Origin of the sequence: Argonema antarcticum A004/B2 (genome assembly GCF_023333585.1) — a bacterium.
Taxonomy (GTDB): domain Bacteria; phylum Cyanobacteriota; class Cyanobacteriia; order Cyanobacteriales; family Aerosakkonemataceae; genus Argonema; species Argonema antarcticum.
Genome location: NZ_JAIQZN010000051.1, coordinates 22,922 through 45,594 on the forward strand (window position 1 = coordinate 22,922; position 22,673 = coordinate 45,594).

General features: G+C 44.4%; 17 protein-coding genes and 1 pseudogene. 8 read left to right on the forward strand and 10 right to left on the reverse strand.

Translation table 11 applies throughout. From position 1 onward, the window contains the following. Positions 1-295 precede the first annotated feature (295 nt). Positions 296-1,207, forward strand: a complete 912-nt coding sequence (locus LAY57_RS20545) for a hypothetical protein (RefSeq protein WP_249068741.1) — start codon at positions 296-298, stop codon at positions 1,205-1,207. 586 nt (positions 1,208-1,793) lie between these two features. Continuing rightward, the gene (locus LAY57_RS20550) at positions 1,794-2,243 is read left to right on the forward strand and encodes a hypothetical protein (protein ID WP_249068742.1); all 450 of its coding nucleotides are present in this window, start codon (positions 1,794-1,796) and stop codon (positions 2,241-2,243) included. 500 nt (positions 2,244-2,743) lie between these two features. On the opposite strand, the gene LAY57_RS20555 is transcribed toward LAY57_RS20550, so the two are convergent. Next, complete coding sequence (locus LAY57_RS20555) at positions 2,744-3,307, reverse strand: DUF937 domain-containing protein (RefSeq protein ID WP_338022458.1); 564 nt, start codon at positions 3,305-3,307, stop codon at positions 2,744-2,746. A gap of 41 nt (positions 3,308-3,348) precedes the next feature. Between LAY57_RS20555 and LAY57_RS20560 the strand changes: the two are divergent. Further along, positions 3,349-3,480 (forward strand): annotated as a pseudogene (locus LAY57_RS20560) (DUF2283 domain-containing protein); the annotation flags it as partial. Between the two features lie 77 nt (positions 3,481-3,557). Here LAY57_RS20560 and LAY57_RS20565 read toward each other — a convergent pair. From LAY57_RS20565 to LAY57_RS20590, 6 genes are all read right to left on the reverse strand, one after another. Further along, the gene (locus LAY57_RS20565) at positions 3,558-6,383 is read right to left on the reverse strand and encodes a BPTD_3080 family restriction endonuclease (RefSeq protein WP_249068744.1); all 2,826 of its coding nucleotides are present in this window, start codon (positions 6,381-6,383) and stop codon (positions 3,558-3,560) included. A 23-nt stretch (positions 6,384-6,406) separates the two neighbouring features. Beyond that, entirely contained in the window at positions 6,407-7,591 is a 1,185-nt protein-coding gene (locus tag LAY57_RS20570) for a Fic family protein (RefSeq protein WP_249068745.1), read from the reverse strand. Between the two features lie 130 nt (positions 7,592-7,721). Beyond that, the gene (locus LAY57_RS20575; protein WP_249068746.1) at positions 7,722-8,330 is read right to left on the reverse strand and encodes a Uma2 family endonuclease; all 609 of its coding nucleotides are present in this window, start codon (positions 8,328-8,330) and stop codon (positions 7,722-7,724) included. A 56-nt stretch (positions 8,331-8,386) separates the two neighbouring features. Further along, positions 8,387-10,999, reverse strand: coding sequence for a site-specific DNA-methyltransferase (locus LAY57_RS20580; RefSeq protein WP_249068747.1), 2,613 nt, complete (start codon positions 10,997-10,999; stop codon positions 8,387-8,389). A 275-nt stretch (positions 11,000-11,274) separates the two neighbouring features. Beyond that, complete coding sequence (locus tag LAY57_RS20585) at positions 11,275-13,128, reverse strand: ArnT family glycosyltransferase (protein WP_249068748.1); 1,854 nt, start codon at positions 13,126-13,128, stop codon at positions 11,275-11,277. Positions 13,129-13,166: 38 nt separating this feature from the next. Then, positions 13,167-13,835 carry a phosphatase PAP2 family protein gene (locus LAY57_RS20590; protein ID WP_249068749.1) on the reverse strand — a complete coding sequence of 223 codons (669 nt, stop codon included), beginning with the start codon at positions 13,833-13,835 and terminating at the stop codon, positions 13,167-13,169. 531 nt (positions 13,836-14,366) lie between these two features. Between LAY57_RS20590 and LAY57_RS20595 the strand changes: the two genes are divergently transcribed. From LAY57_RS20595 to LAY57_RS20605, 3 genes are read left to right on the forward strand one after another with little or no spacing between them, the layout of a single operon-like run. Then, positions 14,367-14,702, forward strand: a complete 336-nt coding sequence (locus LAY57_RS20595; RefSeq protein WP_249068750.1) for a DUF565 domain-containing protein — start codon at positions 14,367-14,369, stop codon at positions 14,700-14,702. Between the two features lie 4 nt (positions 14,703-14,706). Continuing rightward, a complete protein-coding gene (locus tag LAY57_RS20600) occupies positions 14,707-15,813 on the forward strand; it encodes a glycerate kinase (protein ID WP_249068751.1) in 1,107 nt (368 codons plus the stop codon). Positions 15,814-15,872: 59 nt separating this feature from the next. Beyond that, positions 15,873-16,418 carry a DUF2062 domain-containing protein gene (locus tag LAY57_RS20605; protein ID WP_249068752.1) on the forward strand — a complete coding sequence of 182 codons (546 nt, stop codon included), beginning with the start codon at positions 15,873-15,875 and terminating at the stop codon, positions 16,416-16,418. A gap of 181 nt (positions 16,419-16,599) precedes the next feature. Here LAY57_RS20605 and LAY57_RS20610 read toward each other — a convergent pair whose 3' ends face one another. The 3 genes from LAY57_RS20610 to LAY57_RS20620 all read right to left on the reverse strand — a co-directional run bounded on the left by LAY57_RS20610 (position 16,600) and on the right by LAY57_RS20620 (position 21,148). Next, positions 16,600-18,087: a protein adenylyltransferase SelO gene (locus LAY57_RS20610; protein WP_249068753.1), complete on the reverse strand. Its 1,488-nt coding sequence runs from the start codon at positions 18,085-18,087 to the stop codon at positions 16,600-16,602. 72 nt (positions 18,088-18,159) lie between these two features. Continuing rightward, complete coding sequence (locus LAY57_RS20615; RefSeq protein WP_249068754.1) at positions 18,160-18,621, reverse strand: Spy/CpxP family protein refolding chaperone; 462 nt, start codon at positions 18,619-18,621, stop codon at positions 18,160-18,162. 259 nt (positions 18,622-18,880) lie between these two features. Next, complete coding sequence (locus LAY57_RS20620; RefSeq protein ID WP_249068755.1) at positions 18,881-21,148, reverse strand: RelA/SpoT family protein; 2,268 nt, start codon at positions 21,146-21,148, stop codon at positions 18,881-18,883. 498 nt (positions 21,149-21,646) lie between these two features. Between LAY57_RS20620 and patD the strand changes: the two genes are divergently transcribed. Both patD and LAY57_RS20630 read left to right on the forward strand, forming a co-directional pair. Further along, the gene (patD, locus tag LAY57_RS20625) at positions 21,647-22,009 is read left to right on the forward strand and encodes a heterocyst frequency control protein PatD (RefSeq protein ID WP_249068756.1); all 363 of its coding nucleotides are present in this window, start codon (positions 21,647-21,649) and stop codon (positions 22,007-22,009) included. Positions 22,010-22,075: 66 nt separating this feature from the next. Beyond that, on the forward strand, positions 22,076-22,636 hold the full coding sequence (locus LAY57_RS20630) for a TFIIB-type zinc ribbon-containing protein (RefSeq protein ID WP_249068757.1): 561 nt from the start codon (positions 22,076-22,078) through the stop codon (positions 22,634-22,636). The last annotated feature ends 37 nt before the right edge of the window (positions 22,637-22,673 follow it).

Genomic DNA, 22,673 nt, shown 5'->3' on the forward strand with positions numbered 1-22,673 from the left:
CGATATTATCTCTATTCGCTGATGTTGGCATCCGATCCTGAATGTATAGGAAAGTGCTGAGTGCTGAGTGCTGAGTTAAAACACAGTCCCCGCCTTGCTGTGAGCGTTTAATACTGTCCTAATCGCCTTGGCTACTGCTGTATTTATTTCAGCAAACAGCAGTTTAAAAATTAAAAAGATTATGGAATTTGCAAGTTAAAACATCCTTCCCCTGATATAAATAAAAGATAAAGAAGCTCAAAGAGCCCTTGGGTGTTCGTCCTCACACAAAAAAACGCATTATAGAGATTTATAAATGTTACAACACCCATTGCTTCGTGGATGGCGACCCACAAAACCATACCAGGTAACCCTTGCAGCTATATTGCTGATGGTTTCGGGGATAGTCACCTTTGACTCATCTGCCTTAGCTAAAAAGCTTGTCAAGGAGGAAGTGTCAGCCAGTAAGGTGCGATCGCAAAAAGCGAAGGACGCGAGGGCGTCCCGCTACGCTCTAGCAGTCCCTACTGCTGCTCCTGCTAGTTCCGAACCACAGCAAACTGACCCGCTTGATAGCCCTCATCCCGTTCCGTGGAATTGGATATTGACCACTCAAGAGCAAGTCAGTTCGGCCAAAGGTGCTGGGGTACGCTTCTATCGCACCCCATCCCTGGTTTCCCCAGATGGTCAGTACGCAGCCTACAGCCGCATTCAAATCCAAGTGCAGTCGGAAATGTACAAGAGTCGCGTCAGTAGCGTGATGTTTGTGGAAAATCTGGCTACGGGGAATTTGCGGACGGTGAGTGCTAATTCTCCCTTAGCAAATCATCCGTTGAAGAAAAATGAACCAGCCGATATGCCAGGGGTGATTTCGATTTTGATGCCAGTCTCTTGGTCTCAAAAGGGCGATCGCCTTTTGGCACGCCAATTTGAAGGCCAATTTAACACATCCGATGCTTCCGACTACGCTGTTGTCTGGGATCGGCAGCAGAATCGTGCCAAAACCCTCTCTCCCGGTAAAATCGAATACAGCCAAGCCGTCTTGTTAGGTTGGAGTCAAACCAAACCTGACCAAGTTCTCTTCCGTGCTGGCGAATTAGGTGACGGTAAGCCGCCCTTATGGGCAGTTAATCTGCGCGGTCAAACCGTGGCGGCCAAAAAAGACCAACCGATCGTTTTCGGTCGCAGCGTCGCTAATACCTGGGCAGGGCCGCAAGCCCATTGGTAGTGGATTTTAGATTTTAGATTTTGGATTTTGGATTAAATGAGCATAATCCAAAATCCAAAATTATCTAGCTAAAATTTTACAAATATTTCTTTTAAATATTAATACTTAGCCTTAAGGATACTTTTGTTACCAGATTTGAATGTGGTGGACTTATAGCAACCGCCAGGGCGATTAAGCCAACTCCAACTGTTACATGAAGTCCATAATCCCTTACGGAGTAACCTCTTCCCTCTTCCCTCTTCCCTAGCCCCTAGCCCCTAGCCCCTAGTCCCTAGCTATATTTGACAACCCCTGTAGTTTGAGGAACATCCGATCGCAAATACCGTCAAAGGCTGTGAAACAGAAAATTCCGTGCAAAACCAAGCCTTAACCAGCAGCAATATTTGGGATAAGGAAAAAAGTTTTTTCGCTTACTTACTTTATAGCCTTATCGCCTTACGCTATTCGGTGTTCTGATTATTGAACTCAAAATTTAATGATGATTCCAGCTAGTTGCCATGCACGATCGGGCCGAAAGCGTAAGCTGCACTAAAGGTAGGCGAGGTGAAAATCAAGCCGGGAATACCTAACTTAGAGGGATAGAAAAATGATCGATAAAATCAAAAAATTGATTTCAATAACACTGGTAGTAGCAGCAACCAGTATTGGCATAACTTCCGAGGCACAGGCGCAACGTATCCGTCCAAACGACGGGCGAGTCGAGCAAATTTTAACCCGCATAGAAACTAACACAGATACTTTTCAGGTGAGCCTCGACCAAGCACTCGATCGCAGTCGTCTGAATGGAAGCAATCGAGAAGACGAAATCAATCGGTATGTCAGAGATTTTGAACGTGCGACCGATCGCCTACAGGAACGTTACGACAGGAATCAATCGATCGCTTCCGATCTTCAGAGTGTGATTAATAGCGCATCGAGAATAGACAACTTCGTGCAACGAAGACGCCTTGGCCAGCGTGCTGAAAGAGACTGGGCTACCGTGCGCCGCAACGTGAATGAATTGGAACGCATTTATAACAACAGAGGGAGGAGATAAGTAGGTAGGTGGGCGTCAATAACTGAACACCCAGAAACCGGGTTTCTCCAAGAAACCCGGTTTCTAAAGGCGCGGCAGTTTTATAGCAACCGCCAAGGCGGTTAGGGCAACTCCAACTCTTATCTCTAGTTCATAACCCCTTACGGAGTAAGCTTTTCCCTCTTCCCTCTTCCCTAGCCCCTAGCCCCTAGCCCCTAGCCCCTAGTCCCTAGCTATACGTTTAATTATGCCCACCTACTTAATCTTAAGTTGCATAAGAATCATTTACCAATTGTCAGTTGCTAAAACTGACATTTTGCACCTGCCAATTCACCCGCCAGGGATTCAAATCCCTGGCTAATAGCGAAAGTCCACTGAAGTGGACTAGGAAAGTTTCTAAGTTTGCTTGAACTTTGAAGGCGCTTTTACTCCTAGATGTAGGGGCAATTCATGAATTGCCCCTACAGATTTATTAGGTGCAAAATCAAATGCGTAAGTCCTAAAAGAGTTCGATCTGACAGCTACTGACTCAGAAAGCGACCCGCCATCCCCATAGCGTCAGCGATATCGATATCGCCATCTCGGTCGGAATCTAAAAAGGAATTCAGGACTGGATTTGAACCCTGCTGAGGATTTTGAGAATTTGAGCCAGTTTGCAGTAAATTCAGCACCAGGGGAACTAATACTGGCAGCATTTGTTGAATCATACCGGCATCCAATCCCGTCCTTTGTGCAACTGCCTGTACGACTTCCTGCACTTGATTAAATCCGAAGAGCGCATCGACAGCTTGGGAGTTGGGATATGTGCCGCTATATTGATTCACAAGGCTCTGCGCTTGCTCAAAACCTTCATTAGCTTGTTTTTGCTGTAAGGCGGAGCGCACGTGGTTTCCCACCACGGACAAGGCGGTTTGCACGGTTGAGGGATCGGCACCATAGCCATCACCCAGCTGCTGGACAGTGCTGAGAATGCTGGCAAGTTGACCCGTACTGCCTTGCTGGTCGGAATTGTTGACGGCATTCAAAACTTGGTCTAAAAGTCCCATAATTGTGGCTCTTTGTGCTGTTTTAGGCAAATATCTCACATTTAGCGGCTGTTCGCCTCTAGCTAAAAGAGGATTTTCTTCATTTAACCCTTTCTGATGAACGGGAAGCGGGAAGTGTGGAAATTAGTCCTAATATTACGGCAGAACTGAATGAAGCCGGAGAATTAAGTGGGATAGAAATTATTAAGGCTAGTTCTTTTATTCGAGATTAGATTTTAGAATCTGTGCAAGCGAAATTATTAACAGTCAGTGAAAAGACGTAACCGATTGGTTAATTTTAACAGTAACTTTATCTCAACTGAAATGTAGCTTTCTCCAAGATTGGTCTAACGTCAGATGGATGTCTTGAGACTTCATGTTGCCAATGACCAAAACCACCATGCTGATTAACAGCTTTAATCCATCGATCGAGAAATCCCCATTTAGCCTCATCTTGGCGAGTTGGTTGTCCTTTAGTTTCCAAAATCAAGAAATTGCCATTTTTCAGTCGGATAATGAAATCGGGGCGATATTTGCGAACAACTCCTTCAAAAATATAAAGAATCTCAAATCCCAGGCGATCGTTTTTTACCCAAGCATCGACAATATTATCATTTCTCTCTCGATCGAGTTCATAAGCTTCGCTGGCTTCCCATGTACTATCAAAAATGCAACAATTAATATGGGATTTTTGGGTATACTCGCAAGGTTTACCCGTGTACCAGGGACGCATATCAGATGTAGAACGGATGGGATGTTCCAGATCGAATACTGGTTCAATTACTTCTGAATTTTCTAAATAAATAGCCTGCCAAATGTGCTGAACAACTTTTCTCATATTGAGAGTAATCAGAATCCGCCGTTTAATTTCATTCAAACTGAATAAGGGTGGATTAATTTCGATAAAATCTGATTGGATAAATTCTTCGACTAATCGAATTAGTTTGGATAGTAAGTATTCTCGATTGCCTTGCCAACCAGGTTTCATCTGGTCAAAAATATCTCTAGCAACTTCAAAAGCAATTTTTTGGAATCGAAATTTGCGACATAAATCTTCTAGGTCAATCGCTTTAATTTTAGTCACATCCGGTTTGCCATCGACACTCGGAGCGAGTTCTGCTAAGGTAATATTGTCATAGGCATCTAACTTTAAAGGTTCAACCAGACTCAGATCGAGTTTGAGTTCTGGCTTATAAATGTAATCAATGCGGACAATATTGGGAAAGCTTATTTCAAACTGCTGCTTTTCAATATCCGGTTTAATTTCAGTTTTAGGATTAGGGGGTGGTGGCGGAGTTCCTTCATCAGATTCGTGGGGAAGAAAGGTAAAAGGAACACCAAAAATATTGACATATTCAGCTTCCAGTAGATTTGTTTCTGGATTGATATCATAAGCAGTTCTCCGTAAACCTCTACCTACAACTTGTTCGCACAAAAGCTGGCTGGTAAACGCCCGAATCCCCATAATATGTGTCACTGTTTTGGCATCCCAACCTTCAGATAACATCCCAACAGAAATAACATTTTGAATCTGTTCCCCAGGCTTCCCAACTTGACCGACTGTATCAACTATTTTTCGTAAAAATTCTGCTTGTTCTTTCTTTGAAAGTTTGCGAATAGGTTCATCATCAGAGTTATCATCTTCGCTATTTTCTGTGGCTGTGTCTTGTATCTCGGTACTTTCTTCTTGGGATTCTGCCATTTTTAAAACATTAGAATCAATGTGTAAAGTGCGTTCGGGAATGCAGAGTTCTTCGATCTGAATTTTGTGATGATCGAAAGCATATTTAATTCTAGCCGCCGTTTCGGTACGGTTGGCAATAGAAATCATCGCTGGTGGAACTTTATGCCCTGATTCTTGCCATGCTTTCGCCGTTTCTAGCCAATCTTTTCCGAGTAAAAGATAGCCATTAGCAAGCAAATCAGGCAGGGATTCATCAGGTTTAGCTTTACGATTGACATCATCGTAAACTTCGGGATCTCGATAGAGATGGTAAAGACGGGATTTAAAGTCTTTTACATTCATTCTGGCATCGTCACGAATCACCACGCGAGGGGTTTTAACTAAGCCAGATTCAATCGCATCATTTAAGCCAAAATCGCTGACAATCCAGCCAAATAAAGCTTCTTCTGAACTTTTTTTACCAGAGGGTGCAAAGGGTGTGGCAGAAAAGTCAAAACAGGTGATAATTTTTCTAGCTTGATGAATGCGATCGAGTCCACCAACCCATTTTGTAGCCTCGTCTAATTCTTCTTTACTAATACCTTTAATCTTGGATTCAGCAGGTATGCGCCATGCGTGGTGTGCTTCATCGTTGATGACAACAATGTTGCTGGAGTTGGCAATTTCTCCTAATACTTCTCTGGCGTAGGCTTGGTTACTTTTTGCACCACGTTTATCAACTCCTTTTTTCTTTTTAATTTGTTCTTCTGTTTCCCAGTTTAGGGCGTGCCAATTACGGATTAATACTTTGCCTTGACGAAGTTTATCGAATAATCCCAGAGGAACAATATTGAATATTTCATAGTAGTTATTTTCAGCGGAGGGAATCAGAACTTGCAGACGATTTCTCACAGTTAGTCCGGGGGCGACAATAAAAATAGCTTTAGAAAAACGGGTATCTTGGGGATAGGTGACTTTATTGATAATTTGCCATGCAATTAACATCGCCATAACGATAGTTTTGCCCGAACCTGTTGCCATTTTGGAACAGAGGCGTTTGAAGTTTCCCCCATCGTCAGGAATATCAATGCCAACTTTTGCAGATGGTGGGGATTCTGTTAGCCAGATTAGGGTTTTTATGGCTTCTAACTGACAGAAAAAGAAGGGGAAATCGCGTTCTTCTGATTTGTCCCAGTGTTCTAGGAGACGCTTGGTAACGCCTGTAACGCCGAGGTATCCATCATCGCACCAAGCTTTGACGCGGGGACGGATTTGGTTAACTAGAGGAATTTCGACAAATTTGCCTGGATCGTCGAAGGTTTTGGAGCTTTCGGAAGCAATGATATAGCCTGCGGGTCTTCTTCCTTCTGCAAGGCTAAATAGGCGAGAAGTGCGATCGTAGTGCCAATAACATTTTGGCTCCTCATAGGGAGAGTTGATGATAAGTTGATTGATGGTAGCTTGCGATCGCATAAATTTTGGTAATAAAAAAAATATTAACTTTGAGTTGATGGTAGAGAATCAGAATTTTCTGGATTGATTAATGAGTACGAACTTTCAAAAAGACTTAAATAGGGTTCGTAACGATAAAGTCTATTGCGTTGCCAACCTGTGACTTCATGAAGCAAACCAACTTCCACAAATTTCTCGACTGTTTTACTGGCAGTTGCGTAAGTACATCGCAGTTCATCTTCTACCAAACGAATATTTACAATGGGATGCTGAAAAAGTAAATCTAGAAAGCGCAAGCCATAACTGCTGCTAGCTATCTGCTGACCGATTATTTCGCGGTGTTTTTCTCGCATTTCTAGAATAGAACGGGCTGTTGCTGTTGCTGACTGGCTGACTTCAAAAATACCTTTTAGAAAAAACTTTAACCATCCTTCCCAATCTCCATGAGTGCGAATTGCCATCAGGCGATCGTAATACTCCATTCTGTGAAATTTTAGATAATGGCTGAGGTATAGCAAAGGCTTTTGAAGAATTTGTTGCTGGCAAAGCAGAAAAGTAATTAGCAATCGTCCAATTCGTCCGTTGCCATCTAAAAAAGGGTGAATTGTTTCAAATTGAGCGTGAGCTAATCCGCAATGAATCAGTACGGGTAAAGAATTGGTATCGTGTAAAAATTTTTCTAGATTGTGGAGAGATTTGTGCATTTCTGCCACTGGTGGAGGTATAAAAGCCGCAGTAGCCAGGTTACAACCTTGAGGGCCAATCCAATTTTGACTTTTCCGAAATTCTCCTGGTGTGCGATCGCTCCCTCGTACATCCTCAAGCAATTCTGCATGAATTTCTTTGAGCAAGCGCAGACAAAGCGGTAATTCTTGAAGCCGCTGCAAGCCGTAGTTCATAGCGTTAACGTAGTTAACAACCTCCTGCACATCTTTAAAGCGTTCTTCACCTGTAGCATCAATTTCGTATTGAAGGACATCCTCTAGGGTACTTTGCGTCCCTTCGATTTGGGAGCTAAGAACGGCCTCCTGACGGACGTACATCGCTACGAACAAGTCAGGGTTGGGCAAAATAGAGGTGGCCCCGTCCAGTCTTCCCAAAGCGCGATCGGCATTGGAAAGCAAGCGATTTAACTCTGCGTCCATTTTGATGGGCGGTTTTGGGGGTAGGGGCGCTGGAATGAAAGCGCTGTATCCTTCAATTTGTTGGATGTATCGACCGGATCGCATAATAGGCTGACTGCGGGGCAAAGTTTCAGGTCTTGGAATCTTATGTTAGTCCAGTATAATAAGATGGCTGGAACGGAATCTTATTATAGTAAAACACTTTTTAGTATAATAAGATTGATGGGCTAATGGCTCACCCACCATTAAAAATTTGCTTTGCGGTCAAATTCAACTCTGGAAATACCGCCGATTCAACTTTTTCATCTCCCCGAAACAGCTTAATTTGATACTCACCATCTACTAACTGATAAACCGACAAAGTAGGCTGTTTAGGAAAACCAATATAACGGCTACCCCCTAAACCCAGATAATCTACAATCCAATATTCAGGAATGCCTAATGCTTCATAGTCGATCATTTTGTGTGCATAATCATCACGCCAATTTGTGCTGACAACTTCAACCACTAATTTTATGGAATCTCCCTGAGTAATAACTGATTCTCTTTCCCATCGAGACTCATTGGCTGCTACGGCTTGTTTATCTAATACAATTACATCTGGATCGTAGCCAGAGTTATCGCTAAATTTAATTGTACATTCCTTGGGAATAAAGTAAGGAAGTTGCACTCGCTTGATTTCAAAACCAAATTCTATCGTCTGAAAACCTGCGATCGCTGAATGTTTACCAGTTGGATTTGGCATTTCAACAATAACTCCGTTATGTAGTTCGTAGCGTCCGTTTTCTGGTTTCCATTCCAGAAACTCATCAAAAGTCATTAACTTGGATATAGCTTGAATCATGGCACAACCTCTAATCCTCTAACATCATTTTAAGGTGAAAATAATCTGGGAGAGCGTCAGGGCGTTAATCGGATAATTTTCAGGCTTTCAATCCCCCGATCGTCCACAATTTTAACAGCAACGCGCTGATATTCTCCCATCTCAAAAGGTAACGATACAGTTCCTTGATAAGACTCGATTAAATCCTCATCTATTTCGGCTTTTAAATTCTTAGCTAGGCGCGACCAAGCATCTTTTTCTCCTGCTATTGGGAAGAATACTTGACGGGGGAAGATACTTCTACCATCATAATCAATATCTAACATCCAAACAGCTATTTTTTCCACACTGCCAGACTCGATATTTCCGGTTTTTGTGTTATAATAATCAAAGCCAAAAACTTCGACTTCGCACTTACCTTTATTTTCTCCTTTCTCGATGCGACGCAGGGCAACATCTGGTTGACCAATCAACCAAAAACTCTCATTACTAGCGCGTTTTTTCTTCAAATCTTCTGTTAGTAAATCCGCGTTCATTTGCGCTTTTAACAATGTGACACCAGGCCAATTAGTTTCCTCGATATCTTTGGCAGCTTCCGGGTCAAATTGAAAGGCGGCAAATACAATTAATTTCGGTTTGGGGACTAAAGTTTGTGCTTCTTCAATCGCTTGGGTGACTTGGCGTTGTTCTAAAGGTGCGTGTTGTGGCCCGAAGGAAATTACCACCCGCATCGGCTTCTCTTCTTCCCCCTGTATTCGGGGGGACTGAGGGGGGCTAGGTTTTGTTTCAGCATCGGCATGAAGCCAACGAGTTCCGGGTAAAGATTCGACTCTGGAGAATAAAATGTATTGTCCGTTTTTACCGCGAATTCCCGTTTTTAGGAGTTCATCTCGCCATTCTGATTGGCGCAATGTTTCGCCAGAACGGGCGATTGAATTGTCAGGAATGGGTGGATTGATAATATCGTGAATTGGTTTAACTGTGGGTGCGGGTACGGCTTCGACGGTGAAGGGGCCAGTAACTCTGGCTTTGGATTTGTCTAATAATGGTTGGTCGTAGAGTGTTTCTTGGTAGGCGTATTTATTAATGGCTTGTTCGATTTCTATGCGTTTCATCCCTTCCCGAATTTCGGGGTTATTGGCAATAGATTTGAGGGTGATGTGAGGGACGGTTTTGTATTTGAATCCATCGCTTACGCCTGCTTGGGAATTTGCTAGTTGATAATAGTCAAAGGTGGCGGTCATTAACCTTTGTTTGGCTAAGGTTATTGCTACTCTTGAGGTATCGCAGGTTATCCATCTGCGTCCCCATTGTTCAGCTACGTAGGCTGTTGTACCGCTACCGCAGGTGATGTCGAGGACTAAATCGCCTGGGTCGGTGGTCATTAATAAACAACGTTCAATAACCTTTGGATTCGTTTGAACAACAAATAACTTTCCTTCTGGTGTACCTGCTACCGAAGTGTCTGTCCAGATATTTGTCAATCTGATGACGGGGAAATCATCTAGGAATCTTATGTAAGCCAAACTACTTTCACGACCTAATAATCTTTTTGCTAGTTTTAAATTTTCCATCCCATCAGGATATTTCGCTTTCCAATGACTTCCAGTGCGAGGATGATAAATATTATTTTCAAAGTTAAAAGGTTGTAGTTCTGAAGCCGATCCTTGACTGGTAGTATTATCAAGCCTGAACACTTTAGAACCTTCGGGCAGAGGTTCCATACCATCTCGCTCTTTTTGAGTCATTAAAGGGCGAGTTCCATCTAATAGTTCTAAATAGCGGTAATCGCCACTTTTTAGGGTAGTTGTCGTTTTTTCTGAAAATAATGGGTAATATTTAATTTCTCGACTCTTGGAATACCAAATAATATAGTCTCCAATACGGCTTAAAGTTGATGATTCAAATCCTCCTGTTGTTGCGTAAGATACTAAACTGACGAAGCTTTTCGTCCCAAAAACCTCATCCATCAAACATCTAACCAGATGCACATTCTCATCCGAAATCTGCACAAAAACACTGCCACTTTCCGACAACAACTCCCTCGCCAACAACAATCTATCTCTTAAATAAGTCAAATAAGAATGAATCCCCAACTCCCAAGTATCTCGAAATGCCTTAATTGTTTCCGGTTCTTGAGTCAAATCCTCATCTTTTCCATCTTTCACATCGCGCTTATTCACAAACGGCTGAAAATTTGAACCATATTTAATCCCATAAGGGGGATCGAAATAAATCATCTGGACTTGTCCCGCCATTCCCTCTTTTTCTAATAGGGAATTTATCACTAAAAGCGAGTCTCCAGCAACTAAGCGGTTACTCCAATTATGCTGATGTTTGTAAAATTCGATCGCTTGTCGAATTGGCGGATTTTCTTCTGGTATTTCAAATAGAGATAACTGCACACCCTCACTTTGATTTTGCTTGCGGACTGCCTCTATAATCGTGCGAGGATCGATGCGTTCGTGAACGTGCAGGGAGACTGTTGGCACTTCAAAATTAGTATGTTCTGCTTTACCAGCCCAAACTAATTGGGGATCGAGGTGCGGATCGTAGCTATAATTTTTATTATCGCCATCTGGATCGGTTTCTGGCGTAACCAGTCCGACGGGTGGGTTATTCACTCGTTGCTGATTTTCGTGGTTGTATTGATCTATCTGTCTTCGATCCGGTTTCTTTTGCCGAGCCATGCGACTTCCTCTAGTCTCAAAGTCTTTAGTTTACAATTTATAGCAACTTTAGGGCGATTAAGGCAACTCCAACTGTTACCTTTAGTCCATAATCCCTTACTTCGTCAAGCTTTTTCCTCTTCCCTCTTCCCTAGTCTCTAGCAAGAAAGCCCCTAGTCCCTAGCTATATCTGACACCTTTGCCGAATTTGTTGGATGTTTTTTGGGCGTAAATTACTATTAGCAACAGCTAATTGCTCAAATTCTTCATCACTAAGTTTTAGGACAGGGGGTAAATTAGTATCTCTTAGATACTCGCAGCAGTTTGAAGGCCCCAGCTGAGCCTAATTCTTGATATTGATGACGCTTTAAAACTTTTGGATCGAGGTCTTGAGAGTTGCTGAGAATTAGGACTGTAGGTGGATTTGGCACAGTAACAGCTGTTTCCTTAATGTAGACAAAGGCTTCCTTGAATGTTTGGATGTAATTCACCGTGCGCTGGGTATAAAATACCACGCTAGGTCTGATGAAGCCGATCGCAATTAACTCTTCCCCAGGCTTTTCTACCTGAGTGACAAGCGCCGATAGTTGTCTCAAAGGTAGCTGACGCTGCTCGTCAATTAGCAAGGCGGCGGGTGGCGCGACAAAAATCATAAACGCCATAAACCCTGCCAAGTTGGCACTCCAAAGCCATCGCCTTTGTCGCCACAGCAAAAATATGCTGGCAATAGCTGCTGTCCCCCAGACGATCCCGCTTAGGATCGGCAAACCCGATTGTTGCAGTATCTGACGCACTTGGGGCATGGCTGGGTCATATCCCATTAATTTGGGACTCAAGAAAGTTCCAACAGCAAGAATTATCAGGAACAGAATGTTAAAAATCGCACTAATAAATAGTCCAGTATTTTTTTTGCTCCCCCTCAATTCCCCCCTCACCGTCCCACGGGGAGGGGCTGGGGGTAGGGTTCCCTTCATTTGGTCGCTCCAAAAAAGCGTTACCATAATTGCGCCTGCTGGCATTAAGGGAAGTACGTAGCTGGGAAGTTTGGTAACGGAAATGCTGAAAAAGCCAAAGACGCAAATAAACCAAAATAGGGCAAATAAACCCAGATGAGTTGAGCGTGGGGATTGTTTCCACTTGTCTCGTTCCCAGAAGCGCAAATGAGCGATCGCAATTGGCAAATAAATCGACCAAGGCGCAAGGCTAACTAAAATTACTGGAATGTAAAAATACCAAGGGCCACGGTGACTGCTGACAACGCTGGTGAAACGTTGAAGGTTGTGATAGCCAAAAAATGTGTCGATGTAGGCTTTTCCATTTGCCAATGTCACCAAAACAAACCAGGGTATTGCGATCGCACTCGTAATTAAAATCCCCCGCACGAGTCGCATTTCCTGCAAAACTTCCCTGAATTTGCCCACATACAGCAGGAAAGCACCAATAATCAACGCTGGCAATACGGCACCCACTGGCCCTTTTGCCAAAATAGCTAAGGCAATGAAGACGTAAAACCCGATATACCAAACCGAAGAAGGTAAAAGGAAAGAATAACGTACATTCTCTCTCCCTCCCAAAGCATATCCAATAAAAAATGTCAATAGTGCCATCCCGATCGTACTTGCCAGCAGCATATCGGAGACACCAGTTCGTCCCCAAGCGATCCAGGCAGGATTTAAGGCTATGATGGCAGCACCAATCCAGGCGGATATCCACAACTGGCGTTCTCGTTGAATGGGGCGATCGATTTGCTCCTCAACGGCGGTGGCGGGACGGGGAAAACCAAAATATCGCAGTGTATAGAAGCCTAAAGCTGTCAGGGCGATCGCGAAAAGCGCTGAAGGAAGTCGCGCCGCCCATTCGTTAACACCGATAATTTTAAATGCGATCGCCATTAGCCAATAAACCAAAGGCGGCTTATCAAAACGAGTTTCACCATTCCAATAAGGAGTAATCCAGTCCACAGTCACTGTCATTTGACGCGCCGCTTCCACAAACATCGGTTCTGTCTTATCCACCAACCCGATGCTGCCCAAATACCACAAAAAAGCTACGCAGCTAATTACTACCAACCAGATAATTGAGAAGTTACAGTTTAGATTTGGCTCTTTCTTAAAATCCTTCCACCAATTTTTTGTTTTGTGATTTTTCATCTTGTCTCTATCGTTATTATCCTAACCATTAACCGCTTTTAATACTTTTTCTCTTTCTTGCCTGAGAAGTTTAGTATTGCCAAACATATTGTCAGCCAAATGTAGCCAAAAGCATAGCCTCCAATGATATCAGAAGGCCAGTGTACTCTTAGGTACATACTGCTCAAGCCCATTAAAAGCAGAAACAAAGTAGTCACACCATAAATGTAAATACTGAGCTTAGGATATCTAGCTGCCAGCAGATAAGCTAAATAAAAGTACAGCACCAGATTGCCTGTAGCGTGACCGCTTGGGTAGCCAAAGCCTCCCGCAGTTTTGTCTATACGCTCCGGGGGACGACGACGAGCAAAAAATGGTTTGAGTATTTCATCAACAAGTAGTAAAACGCTCAGTGAAGCAAATGCTAAAGTCATCGCTTCTCTCCAATAGCGTTTCCACCAAAGTATGCCTAGACTTGTCACAACTACAAGGGCAGCAATATGTGTATCTCCTATTAAATAAAAAACTGACAAAATATAGCCACTTATAGGATTAATCACTTCATGCAGCCACTGCAAAAAAGCAACCTCAAATTCAAAAACCTTTTTTTCTCGGACTTCTTGACTAAGAAAAATTAAAGGCAATAGTATAAATAAAGAAATATATAATCTTACCTTACCCGTTGCAGCAACCAGAGAAGAGAACCAACTATAAAGCTTAGATTTCATGTGCGATTTGGGGGGATAGGGCAGATACAGCAAAAGTCAAAAGTCAAAAGTCAAAAGTCAAAATGAAATGCTTTCTGTGAATTGATTCTAGCGTTTTAGTAAGTTTAAACCGCCCTGGCGGTTGCTGTGTAAGTGGAGATCGCCAAAAGGCTACCAGTGGGAAACCTCACCCCCCCAACCCCCCTCTCCGAGATCGGAGAGGAGGGAGAAAGACTTCCCAATTTTCGTTGACAAAGAGGAGGGAGAAAGACTTCCCAATCTTCGTTGACGGGGAAAGGGGCGTCTTTCTCCCCTCCCTGTTGACGGGGAGGGGTTGGGGGCAGGGGCAAGGGTTCGATCTAGCCGACCAAAACGACAAGGTAGCAAAAAATAAGCCAAATTGGAAGATCTGCCCCTAACCCCCAGTCTTAGGGTTGCAAAATTAACTGCCAATTTTTAACCTGAAAAGCCGATAACTTTGGTATAATATATCTTCCTTTGCATTAAAACAAGCTTGAGGAGACAGCAAGCAAAATACCGTCATACCAAGCAATGCAAAATACCCGTCTCAACAACCTAGTAGATTCGATCGCCAGTCAAGCAGGAGGCTGGTTTCGCAATCCTTGGCGGCGACTCTCTCTGATAACGATCGCCCTGCTGTCCGGCGTTTTCCTGGGAACGGCGATTCCGACTACAGCAGGACAAGCTGCTGATTGGGATATCGTTGGGGCCGCACTGTTGGTTATATTTACGGAGCTATCAAGTCGTATTTTTTACCGCACCAACCGACAGGGAGTTTCGCGATCGCTCTTAATAGAAATGTTAAATGCGCTCAAAATTGGTCTGACTTACAGCCTGTTTATCGAAGCCTTCAAGCTCGGATCGTGATGCCATGCTGCCAGAAAGTCGATCGCTAAGTCAGATCCTCCAAGAGTGGTTATCAGCAGATTCACTACCAAACTCTACCAAGCAACAGCTGGAAATTTGGGCGTTAGCTGATGAATTACGAGCAAAAGCGTTTGGTATTATACCAGAAAATGTAGAAAAAGTTATCCAAGCGCGATTGCGCCTTTTCCAATCCGTCTACTCAGAAGTTATCCAATTTTGCTATAAAACTGGTTTCCACAGCGACAGCCTTATCCTAGAAAATCTGTGGAACCTTTGGCTTCCCTTGGCGATGCAGCTAGCAGAATACCGACAGCAGCAGATATATCCCCTCATCCAAGGCATTTTGGGAGGACAGGGAACCGGCAAAACTACACTAGCCGAGATTCTAAAGATAATTCTGAATCATCTTGGCTACAGCACGCTCAGCCTTTCTCTCGACGATCTTTACAAAACTTATGCCGATCGCCAACTTCTCAAACAAAAAGACCCCCGCTTAATATGGCGCGGGCCACCGGGAACCCACGATGTCCAGTTGGGTATTGCCGTTTTGGATGAATTGCGTCAGTCAAAGGATTTTGGATTAGAAGAAATTGAAAATCCAAAATCGATTCAAGTTCCCCGCTTTGATAAATCTGCTTGGGGTGGAGAAGGCGATCGCACGCGATGGGAAGTAGTGGAGAATATAGATATTGTGCTATTTGAAGGTTGGTTTGTCGGCGTTCGACCGATCGATCCGGCTGTTTTCGACACTGCACCTGCGCCTATCCTCACAGAAGCCGATCGCACTTTTGCCCGCGATATGAATGCTAAATTACAAGATTATGTACCTTTGTGGAAACGATTGGATCGGTTGATAGTGCTGTACCCTCCTGATTATCGCCTCTCCCAGCAGTGGCGGCGTCAGGCGGAACAAAAAGCGATCGCATCTGGCAAATCTGGAATGACGGATGAAAAGGTGAATCTATTTGTTGAGTATTTTTGGCGAAGTCTCCACCCGGATTTGTTCGTAAAGCCTTTCGTAAGAAACCAAAACTGGGTAGATTTAGTCATCGAGATCGATGGGGATCATTCTCCAGGTGCTGTCTACCGACCTAGCGATCGTTTAACTTAAGAATTAATTAAGTTTGTTGGTTTAGTTTAGCGACAAAATTTGCTAACGTCTTGGCACCCATGTCTAAAAACTGTTCCCAAAGGTTACTCACCCAACTGACAAAACCAACTCCATCTCGATCCCGAAAATCGAAACGCTTCCTGCCGCGTTTGCGGCGCAGCTTTCATTACTTTTACTTGCGCTTTATCCGCTTGCGAGGCAGTCCAGAATCTCTTGCCAGAGGTGTAGCTGCTGGCGTTTTCGCCGGATTATTTCCCCTAATAGCTACACAAATGGCCGTTGCCATCCTGATCGCAGTTCTAATCCGGGGCAATAAAATGGTCGCCGCCGCAGCTACTTGGATCAGCAATCCATTGACTGGAGTACCTATTTATGCTTTCAATTTTCAGGTTGGTCAATGGCTGTTAGGCTCTGACGATCAGTCTTTTTCTGCTGAAAGTTTCGACTCCTGGCAGGCTATCATGCAATTGGGAACTGAGTTTGTGACAGATCTCCTTGTCGGCTGCTTGGTTGTAGCGTCTGTCTGTGCTGTTGGCAGCTATTTTTTGGCTTTGTGGGTGGTGAGGCGGGTGCGGGCTAAAAGGCGATCGGGCCACTTGAGTTAACTTGTTTACTTGAGTCTAACTTATCATTTGCCTTGTCAAAGCATCATCGTAGCGTCCATCTAAGATGCTATTTCTTAAGTCTATTAGTTCCTGAGTCATAAATATTGCCTTCATAAATATGTTTTTAAGCTAAATATAGATCGCCAAGGTGGGCATTACCCACCCTACGAAAACACAATCCCTAATTGTTAGTCTGAATACGGTTCAACAGATCGTAAAACGGTTGCCAATTATCCGATTGTACAATCGGTTCCCAAATCGCTTCTATTACCGGGCGAAGTATGATAGTTTTGGGATTGCGATCGCACAACATCCGCTCAACCTTATCCATCTCGTCTTGCGATAAACTATTCAAAACGCGATGGTACAAATTTCGCCAATTATCTAACAAATCAACCTGCTCAGATGACTGTACAATAGAAGCACCGCTAAAGATGCGATTGGCATCTTCTCGCCAGTCACGAGAAAACTGCTGTCTTAGTTCGGCAAAGAACTCGTGATAACCCACCTGAGTATCATTCAAAAGCTGAATTGTTAGATAGAACAACTTATCTACTTCTGGTATTTCCAGTCGATCGAAACCCAACTTATTTAGCATCAACTGCTTATATCTCAACAGATAATGAGGTTCAAAATTGGTTAATGCAGCTTCCATCTCAGCGCTCGGAATTATAGCAGCTAATGGTTCCTGGAGCATTTCTAAATTCAACCGACAAATCCCCGGTTGATTCTCGTAACTGTAACGCCCGTAATAATCAAAATATGCAGCTGTAAATTGCGGGTTATAAGTAGGAATAAAAGCATAAGGGCCATAATCAAAACTTTCACCCGTAATTGACATATTATCTGTGTTCAGAACCGCATGACAAAAACCTGCCGCCATCCATTGAGCCACCAATTCTGCCACCCTTTGCACTAATTCTGTGTAGAATAGCGAGTACTTGTCAGTTTCTTGTGGGATGGGCATCTTGCCCGTTACAGACGAATGGATAGAGGGGTAATACTGCTCAATTACGTGGTCTAAAAGCTTTTGAGTTAAATCTTTGCGACCGATATAGCGCAAACGCTCAAACGTGCCAAAGCGGATATGCGATCGACTAAAACGTACCATCACCGATGACCGAGTTGGCGAAGGTTCATCTCCGCGCCATAAAGATTGGCCAGTTTCAATCATGCTCAAACAGCGAGATGTCCTCACACCCATTTGGTGCAGCATTTCACCTGCCAGCACTTCCCGCAAGCCACCTTTAAGTGTTAAACTACCATCACCACCGCGAGAGTAAGGCGTCCGACCAGAACCTTTGGTGCCGAAGTCGTAAAGTTCGCCATCAGTCCCGCGAACTTGACCGTAGAGAAAGCCTCTTCCATCGCCCAAAAAGGGGTTGTATTCACCAAACTGATAACCGTGGTAGCGCAAAGCCAAAAAAGGCCGACGTTCCTCAAATTTACCAAAAGCTTCAATAAAGTGGTCGTCTGTCACTGCTTCGGGGTCTAGTCCCAGTAAGGGTAGCAGTTGGTCGTTGCGGAATCGCAGAACGCGATCGGGAAATTCAGCCGCTGCGACTTCATCATAATAATCATCTCCCAAGGCTTCCAGCGCCGGTTCGTAATTAAGTGTAAGTAAAGGGTTGGGAAAATTTTGGTTTTTTGGAGTTGCGGCGATCGTCATTTGGTTTAATTTTAATTCATTCTTATATTAGAGTAGGGTGCATTGCAATGCACCCTACAAGTAGACAGTAGCCTATCGTTGGCCGCTGGGACGGTTCGGCTGGACTTGATTTTGCAATCGTTGTAGTTGTTCTGGAGTCAGAACGTTTTTAATGTTCTCGTTAGAACTCTCAACGATCGATCGAATACGAGCTATCTTCTCTGTTTCCAGATTCAAAGAACGTAGGGCTACACCGGGGTTTTGACCAGCTTGAACTGCTTGGGTAAAACTACTGCGCTGCTGAGGTGTTAATACTGCCTCAATTTGTTGTTGTCTGTTGACGAGAATGTCCCGTATTTGTTGCACCTGTTGAGGTGTGAGATTTAATGCCTCCTCTATTGAGGCTGGGCGATTAGAAGGGTTTGCAGGAGTTGCAGGACGAGTATTGGGAGTATTGGGGGTCGAGGGTTGTGAAAAGGCAATACCGGGAACCAGAGTAGCTAGGGCTACTGTTGTTCCGACAATGGAGATGCGCTTGGCAAAATTGAAAGCCATTAAAATTTTGATAGAAAGCAAACTTCTCCTATACTAATCGTTGTAAGTTATGGTGTGTGAATCTGCTGACCTTAAGAATTGAAAATTTCTGCCTTGGGAACCGAGCCAACTAAATTAGCGTCGCAAAGCAGTTTGAGACTTTATTCCAAATCTGGGTTAGCTACCCCCTTTTTCGGCTTCAATGTTGTTCCTTCTCCCCCACTCACCCACTCCCCCGCTGCCTCTCAAAATAACGGGGTTAATCGAAGCGGATTTGGTATTATTCGTCCACCTGGCTGATGCGGCGCAGATTTAGAATATCGCTCAATTTCTTAATTTGGGTGAAAATGCGATCCAGTTGATTGGAGTCGCGGATATCAATGCCTAAGTTAATCAAGGCAGGGCGTCCATCAAAGGTTTTTACCTGAGCATTCCGCACGTTGACATTATTATCTGTCAGGCGAGATAAAATATCTTTGAGAACGCCTACGCGATCGAGTACTTCAATTTGAATGTTGACAGGATAGGTCTGAGGACGAAGGCTGTCGGAATCGATCGGGTTCCAGCTAACGGGCACAAGGCGATCGCCCTCCACACTTTCCACATTGGGACATCCTTGTCGATGAATCGAAATGCCGCGACTGCTGCGGGTCACGACCCCAAGAATCTGTTCGCCGGGAATTGGGTTGCAACAGCCAGCCAGGTAATAAAGCAACCCTTCGACGCCCACAATGGGGGAGTTCAAACTCTTGTGATGTCCCCCCTTACTGCTGCTGGTAGATGGCAAAGCGCGTGGTGTTGTGGGGATAAGGGGTAGCGCCTCCAGAGCAAGTGCGATCGGTTGCTGACCTTTCACCGCTTCTCGGATGCGATTCACCACCATGTTAAGCGTCACTTCTCCGTAACCCAAGGCAGCTAGTAAATCTTCTACGCTGTGGTAATTGCATCGTTCCGCCACCGCCTGCATCGGTTCAGACTTCAGCAAAGCTTCAAAACCGCTTTTGCCCAGTTCCTTTTCTAGCATCTCCCTACCGCGTGCGACATTTTCGTCGCGGTTACTGCGCTTATACCACTGCCGAATCCTATTTCTTGCAGAAGGAGTCACCACAAAATTGAGCCAGTCCAAACTGGGGTGGCCATTTTTCAGCGTCACAATCTCCACAATGTCACCATTTTTCAGCGATGTACCCAGCGGCATCATTCGCCCATTCACCTTAGCACCAGCACAGTGGTTTCCCACCTCTGTGTGTATCCGATAAGCAAAATCAACAGGCGTCGCGCCTTGACTGAGGGAAATCACATCGCCTTTTGGCGTGAATACATAAACATCGTCTTCAAATAAATTATCTTTGACGCTTTCGATATATTCCTGAGCATCTTTCAGGTCGTTTTGCCATTCCAGCAGCTGTCGCAACCAGGTAAACTTTTCATCCGATCCTGTCACCTGGGTATTGTTAGACCGACCCGTTTCCTTATACTTCCAATGAGCGGCAATCCCATATTCCGCTATCTGGTGCATTTGCAAGGTGCGGATCTGTACCTCGATCGGACGCCCCGTCGGGCCAATCACAACCGTATGCAATGATTGATAGCGATTCGGTTTGGGTAGACCGATATAGTCCTTAAATCTGCCTGGAACTGGTCGAAAAGCATCGTGAACGACAGCCAAAGAGCGATAGCATTCGTCGTTCGACTTAACAATGATGCGGATAGCAGCCAGATCGTAAATTTCGTGAAATTCCTTTTGCTGCCGGTGCATCTTTTGGTAAATGCTATAAAGGTGCTTGGGTCGTCCGCTGATGTCTGAGCAATTTATTCCGGCTTGCTGTAGACCCTGACGCAAAATTTCCGTCACCCCTGCCAGTCTAGCTTCGCGATCGGTCCGCTTCTCGGCAACTAACTCTTGTATTTGACGGTATGATTCTGTTTCCAGATACTTGAACGACAAATCTTCCAGTTCCCACTTAAAGCGCCCAATTCCCAGGCGATTAGCCAGCGGAGCAAAAATTTCTCGCGTTTCCAAAGCGATCCGCCGACGTTTTTCGTCAGTCAGGTGTTCAAGGGTTCTCATATTATGCAAGCGATCGGCCAGCTTCACCACAATTACCCGGATATCTTGAGCCATTGCCAAGAACATCCGGCGGAAGTTTTCGGCTTGTCGCTCGGTTTTGCTGGAGAAATTTTCCGAAAACTTCGAGAGTTTGGTCACACCTTCTACCAAACGTCGCACTTCTGGGCCAAAGCGCTGCTCTATTTCTTCGACGGTGACTTCTGTATCCTCAACAACATCGTGGAGGAAACCGGCTGCGATCATAGCACCCGATCCCCCCAGGTCGCGCAACAATCCTGCTACTGCGACGGGGTGACAGATGTAAGGTTCTCCCGATTTCCGATACTGACCGTCGTGCAGCTGATAAGCAAATTCAAAAGCTCGACAAACTAACCCTGTGTCTGCGGGATCGCAGGCGTCTGGCCCAGCACATAAACATTCCTGTAGCCACTGAGGGATTACGCAATTAATAGTGGAAGTTGGAGCCATCACGTTCATAATTTTGTACTTAATCCTTAAAAATAGAAGGGTTTTAGCAGATTCACTGCAAAGTTGTGGTACTTTATGATGCTTTGTCGCTTTTCTAGGGCTGTTGGCCGCCCTTGCTAGAGAGCAAAATCAAGAAGGGTATCTTTAAGAATATTCTTATTGGGGAATGCGATCGCTCCCCAAAATGTAAAACTTGTTGTAGGCTTTCACCCTGCCCATAGTGCTGAGTAGCCACTAACGATCGCCAAGTCGGGATCTTGCCTTTACTCAGATCTTGCTCAAAGAATATCTATAAGACCGCAGAGGGGCAGAGGAGCAGAGGGTAAGAGGGGAAAAAGAATGATAGATAATCTTCTGGCCCAAAAGCAGTTAAACTCTTCTTCTTCGATCGCTTGGAGGAGCATATTTCTTTAATTTCCACGCTTCCAAGAAACTTTGTCTCTGCTTATCTTAAATTAAAAGACAAAATTCTTTACATTGATTCTATCGCAAGGATACATTTTGTGAATGTTACCGCCCAATCTTAGCGTCCGCTATCAAAAATTCCAGCAAGCCCTAGAGCAACTGCAACAGACAGCTGCACAAGAGAAAGCGGACTCGGTGAAGTTGCGGGATAGTTTCGGCGAAGTACAACAAATTTTTCAAAGTCAAATTGCCAATTTGAGCGGTAATGAACTAGATTCGGCTACTTTGCCCAGCGTTCAGTCATATTTAACCGAAATCGATAAGGAACTGCGACTCTTAAGCATAGACGTGATGTTTTTGCAAGCAGCACGTCGAAGCGAAACGGCACAAGCTAGACTGACTAAGATAAGCGATCGCCTTCATACTCTGATTGCCTACTGCCAAGCACTTCTGCAAGTTCAATAAATAAAAAGCCAGGATGCAAACCTGCTTGAATATTATGAATGTAGTTTAGGCAAGGATAAAGAAGCTGTGCAATGTCCGAAAGATAAGAAGATAACGCTGGTCGATAGCACCTTCGCCAATAATTTATCTGTAAAGCACTGCCCTGATTGTCAAGGTAGTTGGATTCCTGCTGATGAATATCAAAGCTGGCAAGCCCGTCAACCCCAACAGCAGGTAGAGCCACAGATGCTGACTCAATCTGTAAATGTGGATTTTGTCCAGTCTCCCTTTGATACCAAAGCCGCCCTTTGTCCCGACTGTCAGCACTATCTATCGCGAGCCAAGGTTCACTTTAGAACACCTTTTTACGTAGAGCGCTGTATGTATTGTGGCGGGATCTGGTGCGACAAGGGCGAGTGGGATGTCTTGGCAGAGTTGGGGCTCCACACTACTATTGAGCATATGTTTTCCCCTGAATGGCAAATGCGGGCGCGGGAGCAGGAACTAGCTGAGAAAGAGCGACAGGCCACAATTGATAAACTGGGGTCAGAAGTAGCGGCAATGGTGTTTAAGCTAGCAGATGTTTTGGAAAAACATCCTTGTGGAGAATTTGGGGTCGCCTATCTGATGCGACGATTCGATAATTGACATCAGTTATTAGTCATCAGTCATTAGTCATTAGCAA

Coding starts and splice junctions, on each gene's coding strand:
- LAY57_RS20545 (WP_249068741.1), top strand. CDS start 296: ATGTTACAACACCCATTGCTTCGTGGATGGCGACCCACAAAACCATAC.
- LAY57_RS20550 (WP_249068742.1), top strand. CDS start 1,794: ATGATCGATAAAATCAAAAAATTGATTTCAATAACACTGGTAGTAGCA.
- LAY57_RS20565 (WP_249068744.1), bottom strand. CDS start 6,383: ATGCGATCGCAAGCTACCATCAATCAACTTATCATCAACTCTCCCTAT.
- LAY57_RS20570 (WP_249068745.1), bottom strand. CDS start 7,591: ATGCGATCCGGTCGATACATCCAACAAATTGAAGGATACAGCGCTTTC.
- LAY57_RS20575 (WP_249068746.1), bottom strand. CDS start 8,330: ATGATTCAAGCTATATCCAAGTTAATGACTTTTGATGAGTTTCTGGAA.
- LAY57_RS20580 (WP_249068747.1), bottom strand. CDS start 10,999: ATGGCTCGGCAAAAGAAACCGGATCGAAGACAGATAGATCAATACAAC.
- LAY57_RS20585 (WP_249068748.1), bottom strand. CDS start 13,128: ATGAAAAATCACAAAACAAAAAATTGGTGGAAGGATTTTAAGAAAGAG.
- LAY57_RS20590 (WP_249068749.1), bottom strand. CDS start 13,835: ATGAAATCTAAGCTTTATAGTTGGTTCTCTTCTCTGGTTGCTGCAACG.
- LAY57_RS20595 (WP_249068750.1), top strand. CDS start 14,367: ATGCAAAATACCCGTCTCAACAACCTAGTAGATTCGATCGCCAGTCAA.
- LAY57_RS20600 (WP_249068751.1), top strand. CDS start 14,707: ATGCTGCCAGAAAGTCGATCGCTAAGTCAGATCCTCCAAGAGTGGTTA.
- LAY57_RS20605 (WP_249068752.1), top strand. CDS start 15,873: ATGTCTAAAAACTGTTCCCAAAGGTTACTCACCCAACTGACAAAACCA.
- LAY57_RS20610 (WP_249068753.1), bottom strand. CDS start 18,087: ATGACGATCGCCGCAACTCCAAAAAACCAAAATTTTCCCAACCCTTTA.
- LAY57_RS20615 (WP_249068754.1), bottom strand. CDS start 18,621: ATGGCTTTCAATTTTGCCAAGCGCATCTCCATTGTCGGAACAACAGTA.
- LAY57_RS20620 (WP_249068755.1), bottom strand. CDS start 21,148: ATGAACGTGATGGCTCCAACTTCCACTATTAATTGCGTAATCCCTCAG.
- patD (WP_249068756.1), top strand. CDS start 21,647: ATGTTACCGCCCAATCTTAGCGTCCGCTATCAAAAATTCCAGCAAGCC.